23 protein-coding genes and 1 tRNA gene are annotated in these 23,414 nt (G+C 67.5%); 17 read left to right on the top strand and 7 right to left on the bottom strand.

Going from position 1 to position 23,414, the window contains the following annotated elements; translation table 11 throughout:
• Window positions 1–61: 61 nt before the first annotated feature.
• Window positions 62–271, bottom strand: a complete 210-nt coding sequence (gene cspE / locus ACWCPW_RS07125) for a transcription antiterminator/RNA stability regulator CspE (protein ID WP_449760558.1) — start codon at window positions 269–271, stop codon at window positions 62–64.
• A 175-nt stretch (window positions 272–446) separates the two neighbouring features.
• Here cspE and ACWCPW_RS07120 point away from each other — a divergent pair, with 175 nt between their 5' ends.
• The 4 genes from ACWCPW_RS07120 (at window position 447) to ACWCPW_RS07105 (ending at window position 4,732) form a co-directional block, all read left to right on the top strand.
• Window positions 447–962 carry a SigE family RNA polymerase sigma factor gene (locus tag ACWCPW_RS07120; protein ID WP_449760557.1) on the top strand — a complete coding sequence of 172 codons (516 nt, stop codon included), beginning with the start codon at window positions 447–449 and terminating at the stop codon, window positions 960–962.
• Window positions 963–1,140: 178 nt separating this feature from the next.
• Window positions 1,141–2,490, top strand: coding sequence for a hypothetical protein (locus ACWCPW_RS07115; protein WP_449760556.1), 1,350 nt, complete (start codon window positions 1,141–1,143; stop codon window positions 2,488–2,490).
• Between the two features lie 702 nt (window positions 2,491–3,192).
• Window positions 3,193–3,855, top strand: a complete 663-nt coding sequence (locus tag ACWCPW_RS07110) for a hypothetical protein (RefSeq protein WP_449760555.1) — start codon at window positions 3,193–3,195, stop codon at window positions 3,853–3,855.
• A 397-nt stretch (window positions 3,856–4,252) separates the two neighbouring features.
• Complete coding sequence (locus tag ACWCPW_RS07105) at window positions 4,253–4,732, top strand: RrF2 family transcriptional regulator (RefSeq protein WP_449760554.1); 480 nt, start codon at window positions 4,253–4,255, stop codon at window positions 4,730–4,732.
• 281 nt (window positions 4,733–5,013) lie between these two features.
• Here the strand turns inward: ACWCPW_RS07105 and ACWCPW_RS07100 are convergent, their stop codons facing one another.
• Window positions 5,014–6,003 (bottom strand): LysR substrate-binding domain-containing protein, encoded by a 990-nt coding sequence (locus ACWCPW_RS07100; RefSeq protein WP_449760553.1) that lies wholly within the window; start codon window positions 6,001–6,003, stop codon window positions 5,014–5,016.
• A 217-nt stretch (window positions 6,004–6,220) separates the two neighbouring features.
• Between ACWCPW_RS07100 and ACWCPW_RS07095 the strand changes: the two genes are divergently transcribed.
• Window positions 6,221–7,255 carry a nitrilase family protein gene (locus ACWCPW_RS07095; protein WP_449760552.1) on the top strand — a complete coding sequence of 345 codons (1,035 nt, stop codon included), beginning with the start codon at window positions 6,221–6,223 and terminating at the stop codon, window positions 7,253–7,255.
• A 55-nt stretch (window positions 7,256–7,310) separates the two neighbouring features.
• Here ACWCPW_RS07095 and ACWCPW_RS07090 read toward each other — a convergent pair whose 3' ends face one another.
• Entirely contained in the window at window positions 7,311–8,297 is a 987-nt protein-coding gene (locus ACWCPW_RS07090; protein WP_449760800.1) for a zinc-binding dehydrogenase, read from the bottom strand.
• Between the two features lie 514 nt (window positions 8,298–8,811).
• Between ACWCPW_RS07090 and ACWCPW_RS07085 the strand changes: the two genes are divergently transcribed.
• From ACWCPW_RS07085 to ACWCPW_RS07065, 5 genes are all read left to right on the top strand, one after another.
• On the top strand, window positions 8,812–10,239 hold the full coding sequence (locus ACWCPW_RS07085) for a hypothetical protein (RefSeq protein ID WP_449760551.1): 1,428 nt from the start codon (window positions 8,812–8,814) through the stop codon (window positions 10,237–10,239).
• 164 nt (window positions 10,240–10,403) lie between these two features.
• Window positions 10,404–10,670: a helix-turn-helix domain-containing protein gene (locus ACWCPW_RS07080; RefSeq protein WP_449760550.1), complete on the top strand. Its 267-nt coding sequence runs from the start codon at window positions 10,404–10,406 to the stop codon at window positions 10,668–10,670.
• Between the two features lie 1,198 nt (window positions 10,671–11,868).
• Window positions 11,869–12,537 carry a hypothetical protein gene (locus ACWCPW_RS07075; RefSeq protein WP_449760549.1) on the top strand — a complete coding sequence of 223 codons (669 nt, stop codon included), beginning with the start codon at window positions 11,869–11,871 and terminating at the stop codon, window positions 12,535–12,537.
• Window positions 12,534–13,946: a hypothetical protein gene (locus tag ACWCPW_RS07070; protein ID WP_449760548.1), complete on the top strand. Its 1,413-nt coding sequence runs from the start codon at window positions 12,534–12,536 to the stop codon at window positions 13,944–13,946. Before ACWCPW_RS07075 ends, ACWCPW_RS07070 begins: the two co-directional genes overlap by 4 nt.
• Before the next feature lie 288 nt (window positions 13,947–14,234).
• On the top strand, window positions 14,235–15,092 hold the full coding sequence (locus ACWCPW_RS07065) for a phosphotransferase (protein ID WP_449760547.1): 858 nt from the start codon (window positions 14,235–14,237) through the stop codon (window positions 15,090–15,092).
• A 7-nt stretch (window positions 15,093–15,099) separates the two neighbouring features.
• Here the strand turns inward: ACWCPW_RS07065 and ACWCPW_RS07060 are convergent, their stop codons facing one another.
• Complete coding sequence (locus ACWCPW_RS07060; protein ID WP_449760546.1) at window positions 15,100–16,479, bottom strand: hypothetical protein; 1,380 nt, start codon at window positions 16,477–16,479, stop codon at window positions 15,100–15,102.
• A 216-nt stretch (window positions 16,480–16,695) separates the two neighbouring features.
• Here ACWCPW_RS07060 and ACWCPW_RS07055 point away from each other — a divergent pair, with 216 nt between their 5' ends.
• The 5 genes from ACWCPW_RS07055 to ACWCPW_RS07035 all read left to right on the top strand — a co-directional run bounded on the left by ACWCPW_RS07055 (window position 16,696) and on the right by ACWCPW_RS07035 (window position 19,325).
• Entirely contained in the window at window positions 16,696–17,187 is a 492-nt protein-coding gene (locus ACWCPW_RS07055; RefSeq protein ID WP_449760545.1) for a hypothetical protein, read from the top strand.
• Complete coding sequence (locus tag ACWCPW_RS07050; RefSeq protein WP_449760544.1) at window positions 17,180–17,422, top strand: hypothetical protein; 243 nt, start codon at window positions 17,180–17,182, stop codon at window positions 17,420–17,422. Before ACWCPW_RS07055 ends, ACWCPW_RS07050 begins: the two co-directional genes overlap by 8 nt.
• A 14-nt stretch (window positions 17,423–17,436) precedes the next feature.
• Window positions 17,437–17,742: a hypothetical protein gene (locus ACWCPW_RS07045; protein WP_449760543.1), complete on the top strand. Its 306-nt coding sequence runs from the start codon at window positions 17,437–17,439 to the stop codon at window positions 17,740–17,742.
• 213 nt (window positions 17,743–17,955) lie between these two features.
• On the top strand, window positions 17,956–18,171 hold the full coding sequence (locus ACWCPW_RS07040) for an excisionase family DNA-binding protein (RefSeq protein WP_439675970.1): 216 nt from the start codon (window positions 17,956–17,958) through the stop codon (window positions 18,169–18,171).
• Window positions 18,171–19,325: a tyrosine-type recombinase/integrase gene (locus tag ACWCPW_RS07035; RefSeq protein ID WP_449760542.1), complete on the top strand. Its 1,155-nt coding sequence runs from the start codon at window positions 18,171–18,173 to the stop codon at window positions 19,323–19,325. Before ACWCPW_RS07040 ends, ACWCPW_RS07035 begins: the two co-directional genes overlap by 1 nt.
• Window positions 19,326–19,389: 64 nt before the next feature.
• Here the strand turns inward: ACWCPW_RS07035 and ACWCPW_RS07030 are convergent.
• Window positions 19,390–19,460: transfer RNA gene (locus tag ACWCPW_RS07030), tRNA-Gly, on the bottom strand.
• Between the two features lie 160 nt (window positions 19,461–19,620).
• On the opposite strand from ACWCPW_RS07030, the gene dcd reads away from it, so the two are divergent.
• Window positions 19,621–20,202: a dCTP deaminase gene (gene dcd, locus ACWCPW_RS07025; protein WP_020557430.1), complete on the top strand. Its 582-nt coding sequence runs from the start codon at window positions 19,621–19,623 to the stop codon at window positions 20,200–20,202.
• 241 nt (window positions 20,203–20,443) lie between these two features.
• Window positions 20,444–20,941 carry a phosphoribosyltransferase gene (locus ACWCPW_RS07020; RefSeq protein WP_395867950.1) on the top strand — a complete coding sequence of 166 codons (498 nt, stop codon included), beginning with the start codon at window positions 20,444–20,446 and terminating at the stop codon, window positions 20,939–20,941.
• Between the two features lie 125 nt (window positions 20,942–21,066).
• Here ACWCPW_RS07020 and ACWCPW_RS07015 read toward each other — a convergent pair whose 3' ends face one another.
• Together ACWCPW_RS07015 and ACWCPW_RS07010 are read right to left on the bottom strand one after the other, a co-directional pair.
• Window positions 21,067–21,669, bottom strand: a complete 603-nt coding sequence (locus ACWCPW_RS07015; RefSeq protein WP_449760541.1) for a bifunctional DNA primase/polymerase — start codon at window positions 21,667–21,669, stop codon at window positions 21,067–21,069.
• A 427-nt stretch (window positions 21,670–22,096) separates the two neighbouring features.
• Window positions 22,097–22,771 (bottom strand): Yip1 family protein, encoded by a 675-nt coding sequence (locus ACWCPW_RS07010; RefSeq protein ID WP_449760540.1) that lies wholly within the window; start codon window positions 22,769–22,771, stop codon window positions 22,097–22,099.
• Window positions 22,772–23,414: the final 643 nt, after the last annotated feature.

Raw genomic sequence — 23,414 nt, 5'->3', positions numbered from 1 at the left:
GTGGCCACGGATCGGCGAGCCGACCTCGTGGCCACGATCGGGGGTGTCCCGGTCGGCGGCGTCAGACGGCCAGCACGTTGGCGGCGCTCGGACCCTTCTGACCGTCCTGTACCTCGAACTCGACCGTCTGGCCCTCGGCGAGCGTCTTGAAGCCGTTGCCCTGGATCGCGCTGAAGTGCACGAAGACGTCCTTACTGCCGTCCTCCGGGCTGATGAAGCCGAACCCCTTGGCTTCGTTGAACCACTTCACGCTCCCCTTGATCCTGGCCATCTGGTCGCCTCTCCCCAACTCCGAAGTCCCGCGTGGGTACGCGCGCCTCGAGCCTGCCCAACCCGATGGGCACCGGAAACCAGGAACCCGGTCTGGCGGGCCGTGACGAGCGGGCTGTAACGGATCGACGGGCCCATCCCATTCCCCTGGTGACGTCGACGAACGGGGGCATCGGATGGCAGGCGCGAGCGACGCGAGCTTCCAGGAGTTCGCCGCCACGCACAGCCGCAGGCTGTTCCGTACCGCGTGCCTGCTCACCTCGGGTGACTGGCACGGCGCCGAGGACCTGCTCCAGGAGACGCTGGGCAAGCTCTATCCGAGATGGCGCAAGGTCAGCCGGATGGACTGGCCGTTCGCCTACGCGCACACCATTCTGGTCCGCGTCTACCTCGAACAGCAGCGTCGCAAGAGTTCCACCGAGCGCACCACCGACTCGGTGCCCGAACGCGCGGATCGCCCGACGGGGGATCCCGAACTGCGGCTCACCCTCCTCGACGGTCTGGCCGCACTCGTGCCGAAGGATCGGGCGGTGCTGGTCCTGCGCTACTGGGAGGACCGCTCCGTGGAGCAGACCGCCGACGCGCTGGACATGTCCGAGGGAGCGGTACGGGTGCGTGCGCATCGTGCGCTGGACCGGCTGCGGGCGCTGCTCGGCGATCAACTGGCGGGACTTGCCCTCGACCGGGCGTGACGGGACCGACTTCGGGCGGCCGTCCGCGCGCTCGTGCGTTCGTTGCGACCGCTTCCGCGCTTCCGCGCTTCGGGTGTCGAGGGACCTATCCCACCTTCGCCCCATGTTTTCCGCATCTTCGCTGAGCTCTCGTACTCCTACCTCCCTACCTCCTACCGAAAGGACCGGTGATCGCATCGTGGCCGCTGACCACCCGGGCTGGACCTCCCGGGGTCCGGATCGGCAAGTTCCGGACCGGGACCGCGACTTCGAGCGGGACCTGCCCGGCGCGTTGAGCACACTGGCCGATACGTTCCCCGAGCACGATCCCGGGGTGATCTCCCGGGGCCTGGCGCGTGGCAGGCGACTGCGTCGGGTCCGGCGCCTGCGGATCGGTGCCGCCGCGTGCGCGATGGCGGTTGCCGTGGTGGGCGGCGGCGTGGCGCTCGATCGGGGCCTGGCGGCCGACGGGTCGCCGGCCTCCCGCCGTACCCTCCCGGACGCGGATTCGCCCACGGGTTGGCCGGTGACCGGGAACCAGATGACCGCCGTGCTCACGAGCCTGTTGCCGGCCAAGGGGAACGTGAGCGACGTCTTCGGTACGGGGTCGCAGCTCACGCCCAAGGACCCGCCGATGATCGCCGAGAACCCGACCGCGCAGCTCGTGTACGGCGACGGGACCGGCGCGACCGGCGTACGGGTCAAGCTGTCGCGCCCGGCACCGGGCACCCCCGACGCCCGGCTCGTCGACTGCGGCGCCGTCGACGGCCGCAAGCCCTACGACGAGTGCAAGGCCACCAAGCGGCCGGACGGCTCGAAACTGACCGTCGCCAAGACCCACCTCGACGCGTGGGGGGAGGAACGGCAAAGGCACTGGCGGGTCATCCTGGATCGACCCGACGGCGGCCGGATCGCGGCGGATGCCTACAGCGGAGGGGCCCGCGACCAGCACATCGGTTCGGACAAGGGCACCATCGGGGTCAAGGAGGATCCGCGACTGTCGATCGCGGACCTCACCCGGATCGTGACGGACGCGCGCTGGGAGAAGGCCGTCACCGCGCTTCCCACACCGGACAAGCGCATGCTGGCGACCCTGGAGAGTGTGCTTCCGCCGGGGCTGAACATCACGTCGAAGGGCGAGCCGGACTACGGCGCGTCGATCATCGTGACGGACGCGCGAGGGGTATCGGGCGTCACCGCGAACGTGCGCGTCACCGACGAGCCGCTGCAGTCCTGCGCCGGGATCCCGGACTGTCGAACCCGGACCCTGCCCGACGGCACCACGACCTTCGCCGCACGGCAGCCGGTGGGCAACGCGCCGCCCGGGTTCGTCCAGTGGCGCGCGGGAGTGCGCCATCCGGACGGACGCACGGTGTGGGTCGACGCGGGGAACAGCTCCGGCGGTCAAACGGTCATGGCTGCTGACGAGGACGTGGAGGGGGCCCTGTTCGAGCCGGACCTCGGCCCGCACCGGCCGTCCCGCGACGAGCCGGTGCTGACCCTCGACCAGCTCGAGACGATGGCCGCCGACCCGCGCTGGACCCGGTAGACCTTCGAAGCCGCCGCCGCCCGACGTCCTCGGTGGCCCTCACGGGCCACCGAGGACGTCGCCGCGTTCGCGTCGGAGCGCCGCCGGGCTCGGCGTCGGGGCGCTGCGGGCGCGTCGGGAGCGTGCCGTCGGGAGTCGCCGAATGCTTCGCCGGGCGCCTCGTCGTGCGCCTCGTCGTGCGCGCTGTCGTCCGAGGCGCCGGGCCGGGGGCACCGGTCGGCGATCGCGCCTCGAACGTGTCGTCCCCGCCCCCGATTTCCCGACGGGTGGGTTTACCGACGCGCATGAAATCCGTTGTACGGAGGGGTAGTCCGAGGATCTGCCCGGTTGTCGAGGTCAGCCCGTAGGTGCGGTTTTCCGTTGTGCGGACGCGGTGTTCTCTAGGACCCACTAGGCCGGCTGCTCCTCCGGGGCGGCGGCTGGCCCTGGGTGGGGAAGCTTCACTCCGGAGGGTGATTGACGGCAAGTGCGGTCGCACTGTCTGCTGTTCCGTATCCGCAACACAAGCAAGTCGGCCCCCGCTGGTGCTACAACACCGATGCGAGGGCCTGACCACCGAACGAGGAAACCCCACCCCGTCCCATGGCTACAGCCCAGCGTATCGATGCCCCCGCCTCTGTCCAGGACCCCGTCGCCACCGTGTTGGCCCAATATGGCGCCCTCTCGGGGCGAGCGTTGGAAGCGGCCCTCCGCTACCACGTCATGCCCGCGGACACGCCTCTCACCGTCGATACCATCCGCGAACTCCTCGGCGTAGGTGCCCACATCGCCCGTCGCGTGCTTCGTGAACTCACCGAAGCAGGCATCGCGGTGGCCAAGCGTTTACGGGACTCGGCGACCGGGCGGATGCTCGGCCGCCTCACCGAGTGGTCCGGCCCACGCGCGGCCGGAGACGCTCCCGAGCCCGCCGCCGCAGCCGACGCCACCACCGTCGCGGCCGTCGACGATCCCGCCGTGCGCGCGCTCGCGCTGCTTCGTTCCCTCGCCGACGTGGACGAGCGATTGGCGTTCAAAGAACGGGAGTTGCGCACCCTCGTCCCGTTCCTGGTGGACCGCCTGGCCGGCGGCGACACCCACGTCGAAGCCGAGGTCTTTCGCGAACTCACCGAAGACCTACCGCCACCGGGCAGAGCCATCAAGACCGGACTGCTGCACTACCGCCTCACCAAGGCCCCGAGACACCCCGTAATCCCACCCCAGTCGCACCGCCCCCGCCTGGTCGAATGCGCCGACTGCGGCCGCCCCGGCCCGGACCTCACCCCCGGCGCCCTCTGCTGGCACTGCCGCACCGGCACCGACCCCGCCCCGCTCGACGGCGCGGCCCGAGCCGAACGCCTCCTACAACTGACCACCCATCCGCTCTGACTCTCGGCCGCCTCGAAGCCCGAGATCGTCCCACCAATCCCTAAATCTCCCCTGCCCCTACCGCCCACCAAGCCCCAAGCCCCAAGCCCCAAGCCCCCACCACTCACCAGCCCAGCCCGGCCCAATCCACATGTTCCGGCCACCGTCCACCCACCCCGACGGTCAGCCGATCCGGGAGCGGGGGTCGGCCCGTCCCAGCGGCCTCGGCCTCACCGGAAGCGCCCCGCCCTCTGCCGGCACCGACCCACCGGCACCGACCCACCAGCCCGATCCACAGGGCTCGACCGCGCGGCCCGAACCGGACGACTCCTACCGGAGCCGCCCACCTGCTCCGACCGTCGGCCGATCGGGGGAATGGGGGTTGTAGCGGCTATTCTGGATGGGTAGCGTCCAGCATATGCAGATGAGCGAAGGCGTCGAGTGGGCGCTGCACAGTTGCCTCAACCTGGCATGGGCCGAGTCGGGTACCGCCGTCACGGCCACGAAGCTGGCCGCCTTCTACGGCCTGCCCGCCGCGTACCTGAACAAGCAGCTCCAGGCCCTTGCCCGCGCCGGCATCGTCACCTCGACCTCCGGCCCACGTGGCGGCTTCCGCCTCGCCCGCGCTCTCAAGGACATCACCCTGATGGACGTGGTGGTCGCGATCGAGGGCCCCGACCCCGCGTTTCGCTGCCAACAGATCCTGCACAACGGACCGGACGCCGACCCCACGGCCGACTACCGCACGTCCTGCGCCATCGCCCAGGCCATGTCCCGAGCCGACCTCGCCTGGCGCCACGAACTGGCCGCCCAAACCCTCGCCGACCTCAGAACCACCGTCGAATCCCGCTCCCCCGAAACCCCGGAACTGACCCGAGCCCGCCTCGCCAAGAAGTAACCCCCATCCCCTCCGCACACCCGCGATCGCCCACCCCGGCCCAACTCGGCTCACCCGACCCGACCCGCCACCCTCGCAGGTAGCGCGCCCTGCGGGCCGTCCCCCATCGTGCTCACCGCATCCGCCGCGTCCATCGCGCTTGCCGTACCCGTCCGCACCCACCCGCGTCCGTCGCAGCCGTCTGCGTTGGCCGTGCCCGACGCACCAACCACGCCCGCTGCCCGCTGCCCGCTGTCCGCTGTCCGCTGCGCGGCGCTCCGTCGCTGCCTACCGCGCACCGCTCACGAAGCGTTCGAAGAGCCTTTGTGTTCGTCACCCCGGTCGCGTGGTCGTCGTACCGGCGCGGCGTCGGGGCTGTCCGTGTCGCGCTTGCGGGCGAGCTCGCGGACGACGGCGAGGAAGTTGTCGCGTACCCGGGTGACTCGGGCCGGATCCCACACCGCGCCGATGCGCCAGGACACCGCGTCGAAGTCGCCGGTGGACCCGCCGTCGCACTCGATCGGGGTCACCCTGACCGTGGCCGACGCGATGTCGGCGGCGCCCGCCGGTACCAGGGCCGCACCCACCCCGGCCGCCACCAGGGCGAGCACCGTCTGCAGGTCGGAGGCCTCCTGTACCGGTTCCGGCCGGGCCCCGAACTCCTCCTCGAACAGCTCGATCTGCCGCACCAGCCCCGGCCCCTTGGCCCGAGTCAGCCGTACCACCGGCCGCCCGCGCAACCACGCGGCGACTCCCGCCGGATCCATCGGCGGCGGATCCTGATCTCCGGGTGAGGCCACCGCCAGCGTGTCGGCCAGTACGACGAGCCGCCCCAGATCCTCCGGCGCCGGCAGCCGTACGAACCCCACGTCGAGATCGCCCGCCCGTACCGCCTCGACCTGCGCGTTGGACGACACGTCCTCCAGCGTGATCTCGACCCCCGGAAAGCGCCGCCGAAAGGCCGCCACGGCCTGTGGCGCCAGATCGATCCCGGACAGTCCGAATCCGACCGCCAGACTCCCGGCCTCCCCGCGCTTGAACTGCGCGGCGCGGCGGCTCAACGCGTCGACGCGCCGCACCAGTTCCCGCGCCTCCGGCAACAGCGCCAGCCCGAGCCGGGTGGGCTCGGCCCCTCGCCGCCCGCGGGTGAACAGCGCGCCGCCGACCTCTGCCTCCAGCGCCTGAATCTGCTTCGTCAACGCGGGCTGGGTGATCGACAACCGCCCCGCCGCAACCCCGAACCCACCGCAGTCCGCCACCGCCACCAGCGCCCGCAGCAACCGCACGTCCATGCCCGAAGCCTAGGTCGCTTTCCATTCCACCGGGTTATCGAAGCACACCGAACATTCATTGGACCGCAGCCGGTGTCCCCGACTGTGATGAGAGAACACGGAACCGAACGACCCGGATCGCACCCGGTCCGACCGGACCCGGCCGCGCGAAACCGAGCCGCACCAAACCGAGCCGCGCGAAACCGAGCCACGCCAAACCAGAAATCGGGAGTGATCGATGGAGCAAACCCTGCGGTGCGCCTCGGCACAGTTCGAGCCGCGCCCGGACGACAAGGCGTACAACCTAGCCCGCGTCGAACACTTCGTCCGCGAGGCCGCCGCCGACGGAGTCCGCCTGGTCGTACTCCCCGAGATGTGCCTCCTCGGCTACTGGCACCTGCGCCGACACACCCCCGAACGCCTGCGCGAACTCGCCGAGCCACTCTCCGGCCCGTCCGTCACCCGGGTACGCCGGCTCGCGACGGACCTGGGTACAGCCGCCGGCCTGGGCTTCCTCGAACTCGACGAGGAAGACGGCCGCCTCTACAACGCGTACGCCGTCTGCCTGCCCGACGGCCGAGTGCACTGCCACCGCAAGCTCCACGCCTTCGAACACGAGGCCATCTCCAGCGGCGACCGCCACACCGTCTTCGACACCCCGTGGGGTATCCGCGTCGGCATCCTCATCTGCTGGGACAACAACCTCGTCGAGAACGTCCGCGCCACCGCGCTCCTCGGCGCCTCGATCCTGGTCGCCCCGCACCAAACCGGCGGCACCGCCTCACGCAGTCCACACTCGATGCGCCCGATCCCGATGGCCCTGTGGGAGGCCCGCCACCGCGACCCCGCCGCGATCGAGGCGGCCTTCCGCGGCGACAGCGGCCGCGCCTGGCTCCTGCGCTGGCTCCCGGCCCGCGCCCACGACAACGGCCTGGCCCTGATCTTCAGCAACGGCGTGGGCCGCGACGACGACGAGGTCCGCACCGGCAACGCGATGATCCTCGACCCCTACGGCCGAATCCTCACCGAGACCTGGTCGCCCGAAGACACCATGGTCACCGCCGACATCGACCTGTCCCTGATCCCGATGTCCACCGGCCGCCGCTGGCTCAAGGGCCGCCGCCCCGACCTCTACACCATCCTCACCCACCACTTCGGCGACGAACGAGACGCCAGATCCGCCCGCTTCTCCACCACCCCACCCACCCTCGACCCCGCACGCCGGCCCGCCCCGGACTCCTCGGCCCCACCCCACGCCCACCACGAGCCATAGACGCCGCCCGCCTCCACGAGCGAACCCCGTCGCACCGACTACCCGTCAGGTTCGCTCACCGACCGGTCGACACGACCAACTTGCCCACGGTGTGGCCCATTTCCATGTCCGTATGAGCCTGCCGGATGTCGTCCATCCGATAGACGTGCGTCGGCCCCAACGAAATCCGCCCCGCGGCGATCTCGTCGAGGTAGCGCTGCAACACCTCACCCGGCAGATCACCGCTCTCGCCCCCATAGGCCGTCAGCCGAACCCCCTTCGGCAGGTACCCAATGGGATAGAAGTCGCGCACGAGCCATTCGTTGGACAACATCCCGGTGAAACACACCGTCCCGTGCACCCGCGTGGCGGCCAACGTGTCCGGCAACGTCGGCGTACCCACCAACTCCAGCGCCGCGTCCACCCCAGCCGGATACAAAGCCCGTACCGCACCGGCCACATCCCCGTCATCGACCAGAACGTGGTCGACCCCCTGGGCCTTCAGCACATCCACGTTCCCGGCCTTGCGCGTGGTCGCCAAAACCGTCGCTCCAAGCCCCTTGGCCAACGCGGCGGCAGCCAGCCCCACCGACGAAGTCCCCCCGCGTACCAGCAGAGTCTGCCCGGCAGCCAAATCCAGCCCGGTCGTCAGCGACCCATAAGCCGTCTGCAACGTCTCCGGAACGGCCCCGACCACCTCCCACGCCAACTCCGACGAAAAAGGAATGACCTGCCCCACCGGCACCAGCGTGTACTCCGCGTACCCACCGTCGTAGGTCCGCCCCATATTCCCCATCATCGTCACCACTTGCTGCCCGACCGCCAACCCACACCCCCCATCGGCCGGATCAAGCGCATCCACAACCCCCACAGCCTCGATCCCCGGCACCCGCGGAAAACTGACCCCCTCCGCCAACCCCAACCGCGTATGCAATTCCGACCGATTAAGCCCAAACGCCTTGACCACAACCCGAACCCACCCGGCCCGCACCTCCGGAACCGGCACGTCCCGAACCACGAGATTCCCGACCGGCCCGGGCCCACTCAACACAACAGCCCGCATCATCCCGACCACCAACTCCTCCAACCCTCACCAAAACCGTCACCCCAACCACCCCACCCAACATCACCAACCCACCCCCCACCGCCCAACGCCACACCGACCCCAACCCCAAACTCACGCCCGCACGCCCGCATGCACCGAGACCCGCCGAGATCTGCGTACAGGATGTCGAACAAATGTCCGGCTTGACGTGTGGGCGGGTGCGTCCGCAAAGTACAACGCGACCACCAACACCCGTTCCTCCAAGGCGACTACCTGCGGCCGACCCTGCCGCGAGGCGCCCAGCGCGTGACCGCTCCGAACCCGAACAGCCCGCACAGCCCGAACAGCCCTGACACCCCGAACAGGCTTTCGGCACCGCGGTACTCCCGACCCGGTGCACCCGGCATCGCCTCACGATCGGCACACGAAACGACCCGCATGCCCTGACCACCCCGCCCACACCTCCCGAGTCGCGCCTCAACCCCTACTGCGGACTCCTCGCCTGAAGCCCCGATTCCCGAGTGAGCGTGACGTGAACAACGAAAGTGGCTCTCGATTTCCCGAGATCTACGCGGCCACAACCCACCGCGAGGTCGCACGTGCCCTGAAGCGCCACCTCGATGAGATTTTCCAATTCTCGATGTCGCCGGAGTTTCACGTATTCGGGCGCCACAGTGATCTGGTGGCAGCCCTGGAAGCCGCCGGGGGCCGGCCGGCCGCCATTGCGTCGGATGGTCTACAGGAAAGGCCCGAGCTTCCATGGCGCGGCGACATCAGGACGCTTCATGAGTTCACGGACGGGATGCTCCGAACATCCGAATTGTTCTCGACGAGTGCTCGCGGGAACATACTGCCGTTCAACGTCTATGCATCGAATGGTGCCGACTGGGAGCGGGACAACGGCGCTATGACCCTGACTCTTCCAGCGGATGTTCCGGTGGAAGGAAGCGAGCACCGGAACTGGGTCAACCTGGGTGTCTCGGTCGTCCTCAGCGACTACTGGGCCAGCCCTGAACAACGTGAGACGTTGCAGTCGCTCTCGCAGCGAGACTTGGATCCCAAAGTCATGGGCATTCGGATCGGGGCTCACGAGATGGCGCATGTGATGGAGATGAATGCCCACCCCGAATGGAGAAATGCTGATGTTCTCCCGGATTATCCCAATTCCATGTACGACGATCTCCGGGAAATCATCGGTGGGCAAATCGGAAAACCCGCCGGTTTGGTCACTCTCGAGGATCTGACCCAGGTGTTGTGGTGCAGCCCGGGTATGACCGTGGCAGCCGACGAGGTACCCGCATACGCGGTGGACAACGTGGTCATGGAGGGCTCGGAGGCCAATTCCGCCAACGCCTACATCACCGAACGTCTCGGCAGCGCGATCGCCCCGTTCAAGCCCGGAAGCGGGGCGGTTCTGCAGGAATGGCGCGGGCGGGCACACACCCTGTCGGCCGCGCAGCATCAGCTGCATTGCGAACGCGCCTTCCCGGTGATGGGGCCCATGCCGGCGAATCGCAAGCCCCTCGCCCGCTCCGGCCGGCACGTGGCCCGACCGCACCAGCCCGCAGTCCGATCGCACCGGGACCCCGCACGGCGACCGACCCAGGGCCAGGCCGCGACAGCCGCTCACAGGACGAAGACGACGCCCGCGCCGGCTCGGGACCAGGCACAACCGTCGACCGCACGGGGTCCCGCCCCCACCACGCCACCCCTTGCCGGGCGCAACGTCGCGTCGACGGCCGCCATCGAAGTGGCACGACAACACCAGGCGCAATCACCTGTGCCGTCCCGCCACTTGGATCTGGCCCGCCTGATCGGAGGCTCGTTCGGCCCACTGTCGTCATCGCCGCCGGCTCCCCGCGCCCCCGCCCCTTCCTCCACCGCGCCCACCAACGCCCCCGCCACATTCCGCTCCGCGCCCCGACACCAGGACCCCACAACCCGCGACATCGGGCGCTGAACCTCATCTCACACCTCTGACGGCCCAGAAACGCAGGCCGCATCAGGCAGTCCGGCCCCGCCCGGCCCCCAGCCGCTGGAACCGGGCGGCCGGTGACGGCGGCTGGTGGCAAACCGGGGAGATCGACGGCCGCGACGGACGAGATGACTGACGGAGGCAGGACGATGAATGCGCGTGAGGCAATGCGTCGCAGGGCCGCGAAGGCCGCTGCCGAGCCCGTCCCCGAGACGTCCCACGCGGATGCGATGACCACGGGCGAGGTCGAGGAGTTCGACCAGGCGTATGCGGAGGCCGCGTTCGGTGACGCGCTGGCCCAAGCCGTTTACGACCGCCGCATTGCACTCGGCTGGACGAAGGCAGAACTCGCCCGCCGCGTGGGGCTGAACGAGCGGGTGGCATCCGCCCTCTTGAGGACGGCGGCCGACCGGTGACCACACCGACACTGCTCCGCCTGGGACGGGCCTTGGAAGGGCACTTCACAGTCGCATTGCTCACCGACAACCCGGTGGTGACCTTCAAGCCGGCCGCCCGACGGGCAACCCGTTCGACGACTCGGTCGGCTTGTCGCGCCCCCGCGACTTCAACGACGCGTGGAGGTCAATCCCGGCTGACCGGGCTCCCCCGCAAGCCTCCCAGCGCCACCACTGCCGGAAACACGGTGCATCGGCTCAGGGTAAATGTGTAACGGGTAAGGCCGGACGTTGCGTCGAAGGCGGCAGCGGCGCTGCCAAGCCGCTTCCCGACGTCATCGCGAAGCGGCTCAAAAAGCTTCAGGGGCCGACATCGACGCGCATCCGGCACGGACCCCGCACTCGAGGCGTAGCGAGCTGGAAACGACGAAGACCCAGGTCACGGATCATGTCCGTGACCTGGGCCTTCATCAAATGAGCGGGCGACGAGAATCGAACTCGCGTTCTAAGCTTGGGAAGCGCCGTTCCACCGGCATGCGGAGAAGCCTCGTGACCTGCGCCGCGTCATGGCCGGTGATTCCTGTGCGACAGCCCGTCAGTACCTCTCGATGACCGCGAGTCCCCACCCGTTCTGGCACGCATCTGGCACGGCGAGCGGTACGCGTTCTCGGCCTGTAGGTCCCGTTCTCGCGCACTCGTGACTTCGGAAGCCTAGCTGGGAAGGTTCGCCCGCGATCCCGCCCACGACCTGCATCACCCACCTGCTGCGGCGGAGCGTTCGCTCATCTCCTGAGTACCAGTGAGGACCCCTGGGCCGCACCTCGTTCTGGTGCGCATCTGGTGCGCAAGCCGGGCCTGTCCACAAGTGGGTGGTCGGCCTGGGAGTTCTCTCCAGGTTCCGGGTACGCCTCCGGTGCCCGATCGAGGAGGGAACCCCAGACCCGAGAACACCCAGAACCTCAGCCTCGTCCAGCTGCGTTTTTGTTGGCTGACATCGTGTCTGACCTGGGGGCGAGCCACGCCTGATGGCGCACGCGAGCAAGATCAATGCATGAAGCTGGACAACTGCCCGGGTGGACGTCGGCGTGGGCTGCGTACCCCACAGACGTCTCGATTTTCTTTTGAGCGCGCGCCCGCCGTGTCCGTCGATTAGCGAAGAAATCTAACCCACGGTGATGCCCCCAGAGAGTGCGTTCCATGCCGTCCCCATATAACGATTTTGCATATCTTCATTCGGGCAATTTGCGTAAGTGGGCAATCTTCTGAACTGACGGACACCCGGGCGGCCAGGCTCTTACCATCGAGCCATGGTGGCTGGGGAGATTCAGCAGGAGAAGGGGCGAGATGGGGTTTTTTCGCGCAGCGGTGGCTTGAAAGCACGACCCGCGTCGAAGCCCCTTGGACGGTTTACGACATTCCACATCTCACGACGTTGACGCTGCTTAGCGGAAAGGAGGAGTCATGGGATATCGGTGGGTTCTTTTCGGATAGTAAGAACCTCTTCTATGCCGAAGTAAAGAACTATACAGATGGATCGTCCCAGGGTCCCAAATACCGCGAGTACTTGGCCGATTGCTATTCCGCGACTGCGCAAATGTTGAAAAATGGGACCGACAAGCAATGGGAATTCATGTGGATCACATGGCATCCATTTCTTGTTGAATCTTGGACCAAGTTGTGCGATGAGGCGTCAATCCGGGAAGCTGTAGAAGATCATTATCCAGAGAAATTGGGTGATGATCGGTACGATTCGAAGATTGGTGAATTAATTGCGGACAGATTGTGGCTCCTGGTATTGTCTCGCAGGCAAGGGGAATTGATGATGAGCCCGAAATTTCTCGGGCATATTCGGAGCTTCCTGACTGCCCAGAAGGGGGATGTGGCATGACGTCAGGATTGGTTATGGAGCGACTTGGGAGTGCGATTTCTCAACGCTCGGGGGAAGCCGTAATTCGTGACGTTAAGCACATTATGGCTCGCGAGCTTGAGGCTCTGGATCCGAAAGTTGAGGTCCGATCGACGGACTATTTCAATCATTCCTTTGTCCCAGATTTCGTTCTCAACTGGGGTGCGGCAGCGCCGGTTAGCTCGCGGGACGTGTTTCTCCGCTTCGATGTAGCGAGTAGCACGCTTGGGTATGACCTTGAAGCGTTGGGCACAGGAGATCCTGCCTTTATTGGTATCTCCCCTAGTCCGAGACGGAATCACCTGTCAATCGAGGCGCATGCGGAACAATATCCCAACTGCCTTGTCTCCGATGCGTCGGCGCTTGAGCCTTTTACGACACGAACGCATGCCAATGTAATGTCCGAGGTAATCCGAAGCTCGGTTCTTCGGGGTGGTCGTGGTGTCCTTGTTGGCGCCAAGGCTGCCTCTTTGGCCGAAGAGTCGAAAAGGATTGACGCAACTCTTGCTGATGGGCCCGCCGATGAAGTGGCCGAGACCTTAAGGAAGTTGAATTCTTCATTTCGAGAGTCATACGCGGTTCAAATTGAACGCGTGATGAAGCTGCTTTGGGTAAGTCACGGTAGAGAGAATACAGATTTCCCAAGTGGTGGTGACACCGCGAGTCGGCTTGGCGAAGAAGAATTGCGCTACATCCTGCCCTTCTTGCTAGATCTTCCTCATATCCAAAGCGACATTTTCTGGCGAGAGCTTGGGGATGCGTTGACGCTTCGAATCGTCGAAAGTCTGGTTAATGTATCCGTTCGCCGGAATCTTAACGACCTCGTGAATGTCAACCTGGACAGGCTATCTGTGCGACAGATGGCACTTTCCCGGCATGATCCCGATTTGTTCAGCGGTGCGGATCAGAGTGACTGGTCGGTTGTTAATTCAGTGTTGACCTTGATTGGCCCTGACTTCCGCTTGTCGTTTGCTGACGACCGCCGACGATTCTCTAAAAGGGAGTCTGATGGTCGCACGCCTACGTGGACAGAAATTCAGGAACGGCTCGGTGGGTACGAGGTCGAGCGATTGGAATTCTCGGCCCCTACTGCGCGAATGCAGCTAGAGACATCTGCGGCGAGCGTTACGTCTGAAGCTAACGTAGAAATGATTAGTGCGGGCCTCGGTAAGCATTCCCGCGTGAACTCTATTTATGTGCGAGAATCAGGATCTCCCCGGTCGATTGAATGTGACTTTGAGCGGTCTATTGTCGATTCGGGAGATGTGTTGGTAGATCCGCGAGTTCTAATTAGGTATGGGCTCACGTTCTTGTCGACATCAGCCGAAATCCCGGTACGCATACTTCCTGACGTTCTCCGCCGTGACGAGTTGACGACGGGTGAGACGTGATCGATCGACGCGTCTCCGCGGGTGGTTTCCTCGGCTGCTCTCTGCCGCCCGGTCGGTGGGGGGTCCGCCGTGACCGGCGGCCACGCCGCAGCGCGGCGGACCCCCACCGACCGGGCGGTGGCGCGCCGGTCGCGGCGCGCCCTTGATCTAGTAGAGCCAAATTCGGCAGTGGTCGATTGGGTGGCGATGGCTGGTCGGCTTGGGGCCCGTTGCGGGTAGCTTCGCGGTATGGCGGATGGCGGGGTGTCTGGGGCCGGAGGGGCGTTCACTGCGGAGCATGCTCGGGGGGTGCTGGGCTCGGCATGTGCTGTGGCCGGGCTGAGTGCCGAGGGGGCGTCTCTGCTGCGGCTTGGGGAGAACGCTGTCTTTCGGTTGGGCGATCCGGTTGTGGTGCGGGTGGCGCGATCGGCGGACCGGATCGATGAGCATGAGCGGACTGTGGCTGGTGCACGGTGGCTCGCCGAGGTGGGGTTCCCGGCGGTGCGGGTCGTTTCGAGAATTCGGCAACCGCTCGTGGTTGATGGGCGGGTGGTGACCTTCTGGGAGCTTGTGGCCGAGGAGGAGCGGTTCGCGGGCGTGGTCGCGCTGGCTGAACTGCTGCGGCGGTTGCATTGGCTGGAGGAACCGGCGTCGTTGGGGCTTCCGTATCTGGAGCCGCTGGCGGCGACCTGGGGGCGGATCGACGCCGCGGTGGGGTTGGGCGATGACGACCGTGGGTTTCTTCGGCAGCGGGCCGAGACAGTGCGGAAGCGGTACGACGCTCTGGAGTTCGTGCTTCCGTTCGGGCTTGTGCACGGGGATGCGAGCGTCGGGAACGCGCTCGTTGACGAGGGGGGGCGGGCGGTCCTGATTGACCTGGATGGGTTCGCGCTCGGGCCGCGTGAGTGGGACCTGGTGCTGACCGCGATGTACTACGAGCGGTACGGGTGGCACACCCGGACGGAGTACGAGGCGTTCGTGAACACCTACGGATTCGACGTCATGAGCTGGTACGGCTACCCGGTCCTGGCGGACATGCGTGAGCTGATGATGACCGTGTGGCTGACGCAGAACATGGCCGGTGACGCCGAGGTTTCAGCAGAGGTCGAGCGGCGGATCTCGGACCTGCGGTCCGGTGGGGACCGGCACGGCTGGAAGCCGTTCTGAGGGTGGTTCAGGCTGCGGCTTGCTGCCACAGGCGGTAGCCGGCGGCCTCTTCCAGGAATTCGGCAACTGCGGTTGAGTCGCTGCGCGCGTCCAGCTTCTTGCGGAAAGCAGCCAGGTAGGAGACGCAGCGGGCGGACTTGAGTTGGCGGCCAATGGTCAGGGCGCCCAACGCCGTTCGGCACGCGCGTTCGAGTTCGCCGGCCGCCAGGTGGGCTTCGGCTAGGACCATGGTCGCGAAGAAGTCGCTGCGGATGTAGCGGCCGTCGGTGCCGCCGAGACACAGTTCCGCGTACGTGGTGGCCTGGTGGGCCTGGCGCATGTCGCGGAAGCAGTGGCCGAGTTCGGCGGATAGCTCCGCCTGGTCGAAGTAGCCGATCCACTCCGGGTCTTCGCCGGGATTGTTGCGCTCGAAGATCGTGGTGGCTCGGGTCAGGGCGGCGTTGCAGGCTGCGTGGTCACCGAGGCGGGAGAGGGCTCGGGCTTCCATCGCGAGGAACTGGGCGGTCAGGGTCGGGGTCGCGTGGCCCGTGGTGCCGAGCTGCGCGGCGCGGGCAAGGTTGGCAGCCTCGGTGAAGCGGCCGAGGTAGGTGGCCTGGTGGCTCATCGCGGACAGGATGCTTCCGGCAAGGCGGCGGTCCTCGGCGGTCTGGGCCAGGCGTAGGGCCTGGATGAAGTAGCGCTGGGCCAAGCCGTGATGGCCGCTGTCGTAGCTCATCCATGCCGCGAGGAGGGTGGCTTCGGCGACGGTGGCGAACAGGGCTCGGCCCACGGGCTCCGTGCTGCGGGAGGTCAGTAATTCGGCAACGTCGCCGTCCAGGTACTGGATCAAGGCCCGGCGGCCGTGCCCGCCTCCGAAGCGGTTGTCCAGGTCGGCGTACACGTCGACGGTTGCGCGGACGGTTTCGACGTCGCATGCGCCTACTTGCGTGCGTGTTCGGGAATTCGGCAACTGCTCTTGCCCACCGGAGACCAGCCACGCGAGTGGTGCCGCGTTCCAGGCGGCCGGGTCGGGGGACAGCGCCTGCACGTCGCAACCAGGCGCGAGATCGGCGCGCCACAACGTCGCGAGGGACTCGATTCCGTCGGTGGGGGTGGTGGGGTAGGCCGTTCCGAGTGCCTCCTGCGCGGCCGGGACATCGGCCAACCCGAGACGGTGGGCCGGTTCGCCGTAGACCTTCACCAGTAACTCGACATAGTCGGTCGGGTGCGTCCGGCCGTTCTCCCACCGGGCAATGCTCCGCAACAGCGATGTGTCGGTGGGCAGCGAGCGGCCCTCCTGCGCGGCGGCCTGGCGGAGGGCGTAGACGAGACGTGGCTTCTTCCAGCCGAGGCGATTACGAGCCGCGCGCAGAAGATCGGCTCGGTACGGCGTGGTGGTTGGCACCACGAATCGCCTCCCCTGAAGCGGAGCCAGATTCAGCCATCATGCTCGCGCACACGAAGCGTCGTCAAAGAGTCGCAGTGAGTTGATCTTGCTTGGCGTGCGCTGAGGTGACAGGGCGTGTCACCCCTTGTCATCCCTTGCCGTCTGCCTCGGACCGGTGCCGCCGGCGCACCTTGGTGGTGCCCGGTCGGAGCGACCGGCGGGCTTCGGGAGATAGACATGACGCTTCGTCAGGCGAGTGAATCCGCCGGCGCTTGGCTGCTCGCAGCCATGGGCAACTCGGACGGGACCGAACACCCTCGGGGGCCTCGTTTGTGGGCGACCGGCCACGTCTTCGACGCGGTCGTCGTGGCGGATCGGTTGGGGATCGAAGCTGTCGACTGGTACCGGCGCCTCGGCTCCCAGGCTCCGCCGTCCGCCATCGATCACCGGGCGCGGAAGGTCGCCTTCCTCGTCGCTCCGGTCGGAGAGCCCTTCTTTGCGGGTGCGTTGACGGTCCTGCGCGGAGACGTGCCGTACCGGTACCTCTCGACCGGCGGATACCTCCTCGTCCCCGGACCGGGCGTCGAAACCGGAGACCGCTACCAGTGGCTCAGCAAGCCCACCGAGGAATCCACCCTCGACCGTGACGCGGTCGCGCTGCTGGCCGGTCATCTCCTGATCGCGTTGCGCAATCTGTCCGCCGCAGCCGAAGGAACGGATGATGAGTGACCCGGATGCGGCGTCCTGGTCGCCCATCGACACCACGGCCTGGTACGAAGCGCGGTCCGCCGTCGTCGCCCTGCGGGACGTCCTGATCGCCGTCGGCCTCGCCGAGCACTTCCCCTACCTCCGTGCCGACGTCAACGCCTTCGGCCACGGCTTCGTCGAACTCGGCCGCACCACACCGGAAGCCGCCATCCGGCTCGCCGAACTCCTCGCCACAGCTGAGAAGAACCCCACCTGACAGGAGGTATCGCCATGCGCCCCGCAGCCGACAACGCTCGAACCTGCGCACCACCTGCCGAGGTCCTGCACGCCGGCATCCCCTACGTCCGTGGCTGGCGCACGGCGAACAACGCCACGACCGAACTCGCCAAACGCCTCACAACAGCCGGCCTGAACGACGGTTTCGGAGCGCTCAAGGCGGAAGTGAACGTCCACGGTGACGGCTTGGTCAACCTCGGCCCCGTCCCCGCCGACGCAGTCCACCGCCTGGCCGCGCTCCTCGCCAACGGCCTTTGTGCCGAGCTGGATCACCTCGCCGCGCACGACGAAGCGGCCTGACCCCACACACCCCGGTCGGGTGCGCAGAGCGCTCTCCGTGCACCCGACCGGACCAACGCACCACCCGACCGATATTCGGCAACGGCCGCTACAGGCCGGCTCGCACCGACCAAACGCCCAACGGTGTCGAGACAACCAGCCGAGGTCCCCACGCAGACGGGCCCCAACAGGACGCGACCTGACCAGTCCAGACCTGCGAGGGGACTTGCTCCCGTGAGCGAGAAGAGCACTCCCGGACGGCTCCTGACCGTCCCCCAAGCCGCCGACCGGCTCAACGTCGGCGAGCGCTTCGTCCGTCGCCTCATCGCAGAGCGACGCATCACCTTCATTCGGATCGGCCGCCACATCCGGATCTCGGCGGACGCGGTCGACGCCTTCATTCGCGCCGGTCTTGTCGAGCCTGGCCGAACTCATGGAAAGGCAGCCTGATGGCCAACAGCAAGGGACGGCGCCGTCGTTTCGGGGCGGTCCGCCAACTTCCGTCCAAGAAGTGGCAGGCGCGATACCCCGGGCCGGACGGCCAACTGCGGACGGCTGACAAGACCTTCGCCACCAAGACGGCCGCCGAAGAGTGGCTGACCGACACCGAGTCGGAGATGCGCCGCGGCGACTGGATCGACCCACGCGGTGACATGGTCTTCGGCACCTACGCCACGGCCTGGATCAAGGAGCGGCCGAACCTTTGCCCGCGCACGCGCGAGTTGTACAGCATTCTGCTCCGTCTCCACCTCAAGCCCACGTTCGGCGACGCAGCCATCCCGGCGATCAAGGAGGCCGACGTGCGCCGCTGGCGGGCCATGCGCCTGGAAGGCGGCCTTGGCCTGTCGACCACCGCCAAGTCGTACCGACTCATGCGCGCGATCATGAACACCGCCGTGGACGACGGGCTGATCCGCCGTAACCCCTGCCGCATCAAGGGCGGTGGTGACGAGAAGGCTCCTGAACGCCCGATCCTCACCCTCGAACAGGTCTTCACGCTCGCGGACGGTGTCGGCCCTCGCTACCGGGCCCTCGTCCTCCTCGCCGCCTTCGGGTCGCTGCGCTGGGGCGAACTCGCTGCCCTCCGGCGCGATCACGTAGACCTCGACGCCGGCACCATCCGCATCGACGTCTCCGCCATCGAGATGAGCAACGGCAAGCGCGTCACCGGTCCGCCGAAGTCGGCCGCCGGCAAGCGAACCGTCACCATCCCCGCGCCGATCCTGCTTGACCTCCGTCGGCACGTGGAGTGGTTCGCCGAGAAGGAGGATGACGGCTTGCTCTTCGTCGGCCCGAAGGGTGCGGCCCTGCGCCGGTGCAACTTCACCCGGGTGTGGCGACGCGGGACCCGTCACCTCGGCGTGACCGATCTCCACTTCCACGATCTACGCCATACCGGGAACGTCCTCGCCGCCGAGACCGGCGCCACCCTCCGCGAGCTGATGGACCGCATGGGCCAGTCCACCACTCGCGCGGCCCTGATCTACCAGCACGCCCGCGCCGGCCGGGACCAAGCCATCGCGGACTCGATCGCGAAGCGGATCAAGAAGTCTCGGCCCCAAGATCATCGCCAATCTGGCACGGATCTGGCACGCGAGGCGTAGGAGCCCCAGAACGACGAAGGCCCAGGTCTCGGATCATGTCCGTGACCTGGGCCTTCATTAAATGAGCGGGCGACGAGAATCGAACTCGCGTTCTAAGCTTGGGAAGCTCATGTTCTACCATTAAACTACGCCCGCATCAGGCGCCCCATGGGGAGCCCTGCTCCGTCACTCTACCGGATCGTCGCGCGTGGTCGCAGCATCGATTCGGGTGAGGGGGGACGGGAGGGGATCGGAGGGGGCGCGGGGGCGGTGGCGCGTTTGGGTGGATCCGGGGGGCTGCGATTACCCTTTCCCCGTGCTTCTATCGGACAAGGACATTCGCGCGGAGATCGACTGCGGTCGGGTTCGGATCGATCCCTACGAGCCGGCCATGGTTCAGCCGTCGAGTGTGGACGTTCGACTTGACCGGTTTTTTCGGGTCTTCGAGAACCACAAGTACCCGCACATCGACCCCGCCGTCGAGCAGCCGGATCTCACCCGCATGATCGAGCCGCCCGAGGGCGAGCCGTTCATCCTGCATCCCGGTGAGTTCGCGCTCGGCTCGACGTACGAGGTCGTGTCGTTGCCGGATGACGTGGCGTCGCGGTTGGAGGGCAAGAGTTCGCTCGGGCGGCTCGGGCTGCTGACGCACTCCACCGCCGGGTTCATCGACCCGGGCTTCTCCGGGCATGTGACGCTGGAGTTGTCGAACGTCGCGACGTTGCCGATCAAGTTGTGGCCGGGGATGAAGATCGGCCAGTTGTGCATGTTCCGGCTGTCCTCGCCGGCCGAGTTCCCGTACGGGTCCTCGGTGTACGGGTCGCGGTATCAAGGACAGCGCGGGCCGACCCCGTCCCGCTCGTTCAAGGATTTCCACCGGACGAACGTCCGCGACTAGACCGCACGACGGACCGGCTCGACAAGGCGGTGGCCACCGAGGCGGTGGCGACCGAGTCGGCACCCGCAATCGAGACGGCCCCCGCAATCGAGACGGCCCCCGCAATCGAGACGGCCCCGCAAGCGCAACGCAACCGCCTCACCACCCGAGTCCGCGTCACCACCCGAGACCCAAGCACCACCCGAGACCGCGTCGGCACCGCGACCGCGAATCCCCGAACAGAAGATAGGCATACCCGGACATGAGTGACGTGCGCGAAAACCTCACCTGGCCGCTCTTCGGCCAGGCCACGCGCGAGCTGGCCATGCAGGTCGCGGAGGACGGGTACGAGCCCGACATCATCCTGTCGATCGCCCGGGGCGGGGTGTTCGCGGCCGGTGCGCTCGCGTACGCGCTGGACGTGAAGAACCTGCACCTGGTCAACGTCGAGTTCTACACCGGGATCGGCACCACGTTGGACATGCCGGTCATGCTCGCGCCGGTGCCGGACGTGGTCGACTTCTCCAACAAGAAGGTGCTGATCGCGGACGACGTCGCGGACACCGGCAAGACGCTGCTGCTGGTCCGGGACTTCTGCGAGGGCAATGTCGCCGAGGTGCGCTGCGCCGTGGTGTACGAGAAGCCGCAGTCGCTGGTGAAGTGCGAGTACGTGTGGAAGCACACCGACGACTGGATCAACTTCCCGTGGTCGGTACAGCCGCCGGTCGTCACCCGCCAGGGCCAGATCCTCGACGCCTGAGCCCCCACACCCCACACCGCACACCTGAGTCTCGACGCCCTGAGCCTCGACGCCCAGAGCCTCCACACGGCGAGCAACGCCCGCGCCCGCCGCGCGACCGCGAGCACGCCGCGCGCCCCCGCGCCTCAGCGCGCCTGCGTGCTGAACCGCATCAACGCCCCCAGCACGTCCACCGCCCCCGGCAGCCCCCGCTCGATCGGGTCCGGCGGGACCGCCCAGCGGGTTCGTCCGCCGCACGCGGTGGAGGACGGCGGGGCCGGTACGAAGTGGCCGACCGCGTGGTGCCGGACGTCGAATCGGGCCGTGTCGTTGTGGTCCACCGTGTACCAGAACAGGTTGCGCGCGCCCGGGTCGACCAGGAACAACAGCCGCTCGTCGGGCAGATGCAGGACCGGCCCGAGGGGCAGGCCGACCACCTCGAGCTGGCGGATCGCCGCGTAGCCCACCTTCGCCGGGGCGTCCAGGACGTCGAACTCCAGGCCGCTCGCGAGCAGGACCGTGTACGGCTTTCCGCTCCACCACTCCCAGACGTCGTCGGTCGATCGGGTGGCCCGGGTCAGCCCGGGTTCCGCGGCCGGATGGGCGCCCGGGTCCGGGCATTCGGTGTCGCCGCACGAACATCGGCCGTCTTCGACGTAGGCACCGGGCAGGACGGGCCAACCCCGATCCACGACGTAGAAGAGGGCGGCGGCCTGAAGCGCAGCCCGGGTGCGTTGCCGCACAAGCATGTCCGTTCCGTTCCTCGCAACCGCGATTACGACGAAATGTCGTGCGCGGATAGGTGTACTTCTACGAGTACACCGCCCGAAACGGTTGCCGAACAGATCCGCAACGCGGCCTGACCGTGCCGCTTGTGGTCCACCCGGTCCACTGCCGGCACGCTTTGCCCGTCACCTGACCCGACGTCAGACCCGACGCCGCAGCCAACCTCGCGACCGACCTCGAAACCGACGTCGAACCCGAGGCCCACCCCACCGCCGGCGACACGACCCCGCGGCCAGTGGGCGACCACTCCAACATCCATCGCCAACCATCGCCCACGCGCCACGCGAGCCGCCGAAGGCGCGCCGCCCGGCCGACCATCACGGCGTCGCGACGAACAACGTCACGACGCCATCACCACCTCGACGCCATCACCACCACGACGCCACACCGTCACGAAGCCAGCGGCAACTTCAACACCAGCAGCAACGCGATCAACTCCACCGCCACACACCCCAGCGCGCGCGGCCACGGCAGTTCGTGCACGCGCGTCATCAGCATGGTCAACAGCCACCCGGTCAGCGCGAACGACGCGATGCCGATGGCGGCCACGATCGCATTGTCGTCGGGCGCGAACATCGCGACCACCAGCCGAGGCGCGTCCGCGATCCAGACCAGGATCATCGACAGCGTGATGAACGGTGTCGGCGACCCGTTCCCGCCGAACTGGGTCGCGAGCGCGTGCGACACCAGTCCGAGCAGCGCGCAGAACGCGGGCACGATGACGATCACCATGCCGAGCGCGGGCACGCTCGTAGCGAGCGTCGAGTCGACGATCTCCTTGCGCGACGCGTCGTTCGCGAACACCGCGAGCGCACCGCCGAGCGCGGACATGATCAGCGCCGGCCACCACACCGCTTGGTCGCGAACCGCGTCCATCGTGCGCAGCGGCCGCAGCGTGAGCCCGCTCAGCACCTCTTTCCAGTGCAGGCGCCTCGGCGGCGGGCCGCTGAACTGCTGCGGCGGTTGCTGGTACGGCTGCTGCTGCCGAGGTGACACCGCGGGCGTGACCGTCGTGTACTCCTCGGGCGGCGCGCCATAGATGTACAGGCTCGTCTCGTCCGGCAAAGACAGCGGACCGTAGTTCGGATCACCCGAGCCACCGGACCCGGAGCCGGACCCAGAGCCGGAGCCGGACCCGGAGCCGTACCCGGCCCCGGAACCACCCGATCCCGAACCGCCATACCCGCCCTGCCCACCCTGCGGCGGCGGAGGCGGCGGACCCTGTTGCCCGTACCCCGGCTGCCCGTACCCCGGCTGCCCATAGCCGGGCTGCCCATCCCCAGGCTGCCCGTACCCCGGTTGCCCGTTGTACTGGCCACCGCCGTACTGATCGCCATAAGCCCCGCCATGCTGAGGTGGGTAACCCTGGCCGGCAGGCGGGGGCTGTTGCCGGTACGGGTCGTAGGGTCCATTGCCAGTCACATCAATGACGGTACCGGCAGTTCGACCCCTGGCGTCGTCCCGGGAAGGTCGTAATTCGGGCACAAAAACCGTTGTCGGACCCGGCCCGGGAAAAGCGATCGCCGCCGACCCCTCCAGGGGCCGACGGCGATCACGGCACGCGGTGCGAAACCGGCCCTACTGCACTCCCGCGTCCGCCGGCACCTCATCCGCCGCCGGTGGTTCGGGCAGTTTGACGGACTGGAGGAGCAGTTGTGCGACGTCGACGACCTGGAGGTCTTCCTTGGCGTCGCCGGCCTGCTTCTTG

It is taken from the genome of Embleya sp. NPDC001921, assembly GCF_053594475.1.
This window is presented reverse-complemented; position numbering and strand designations above follow the sequence as displayed.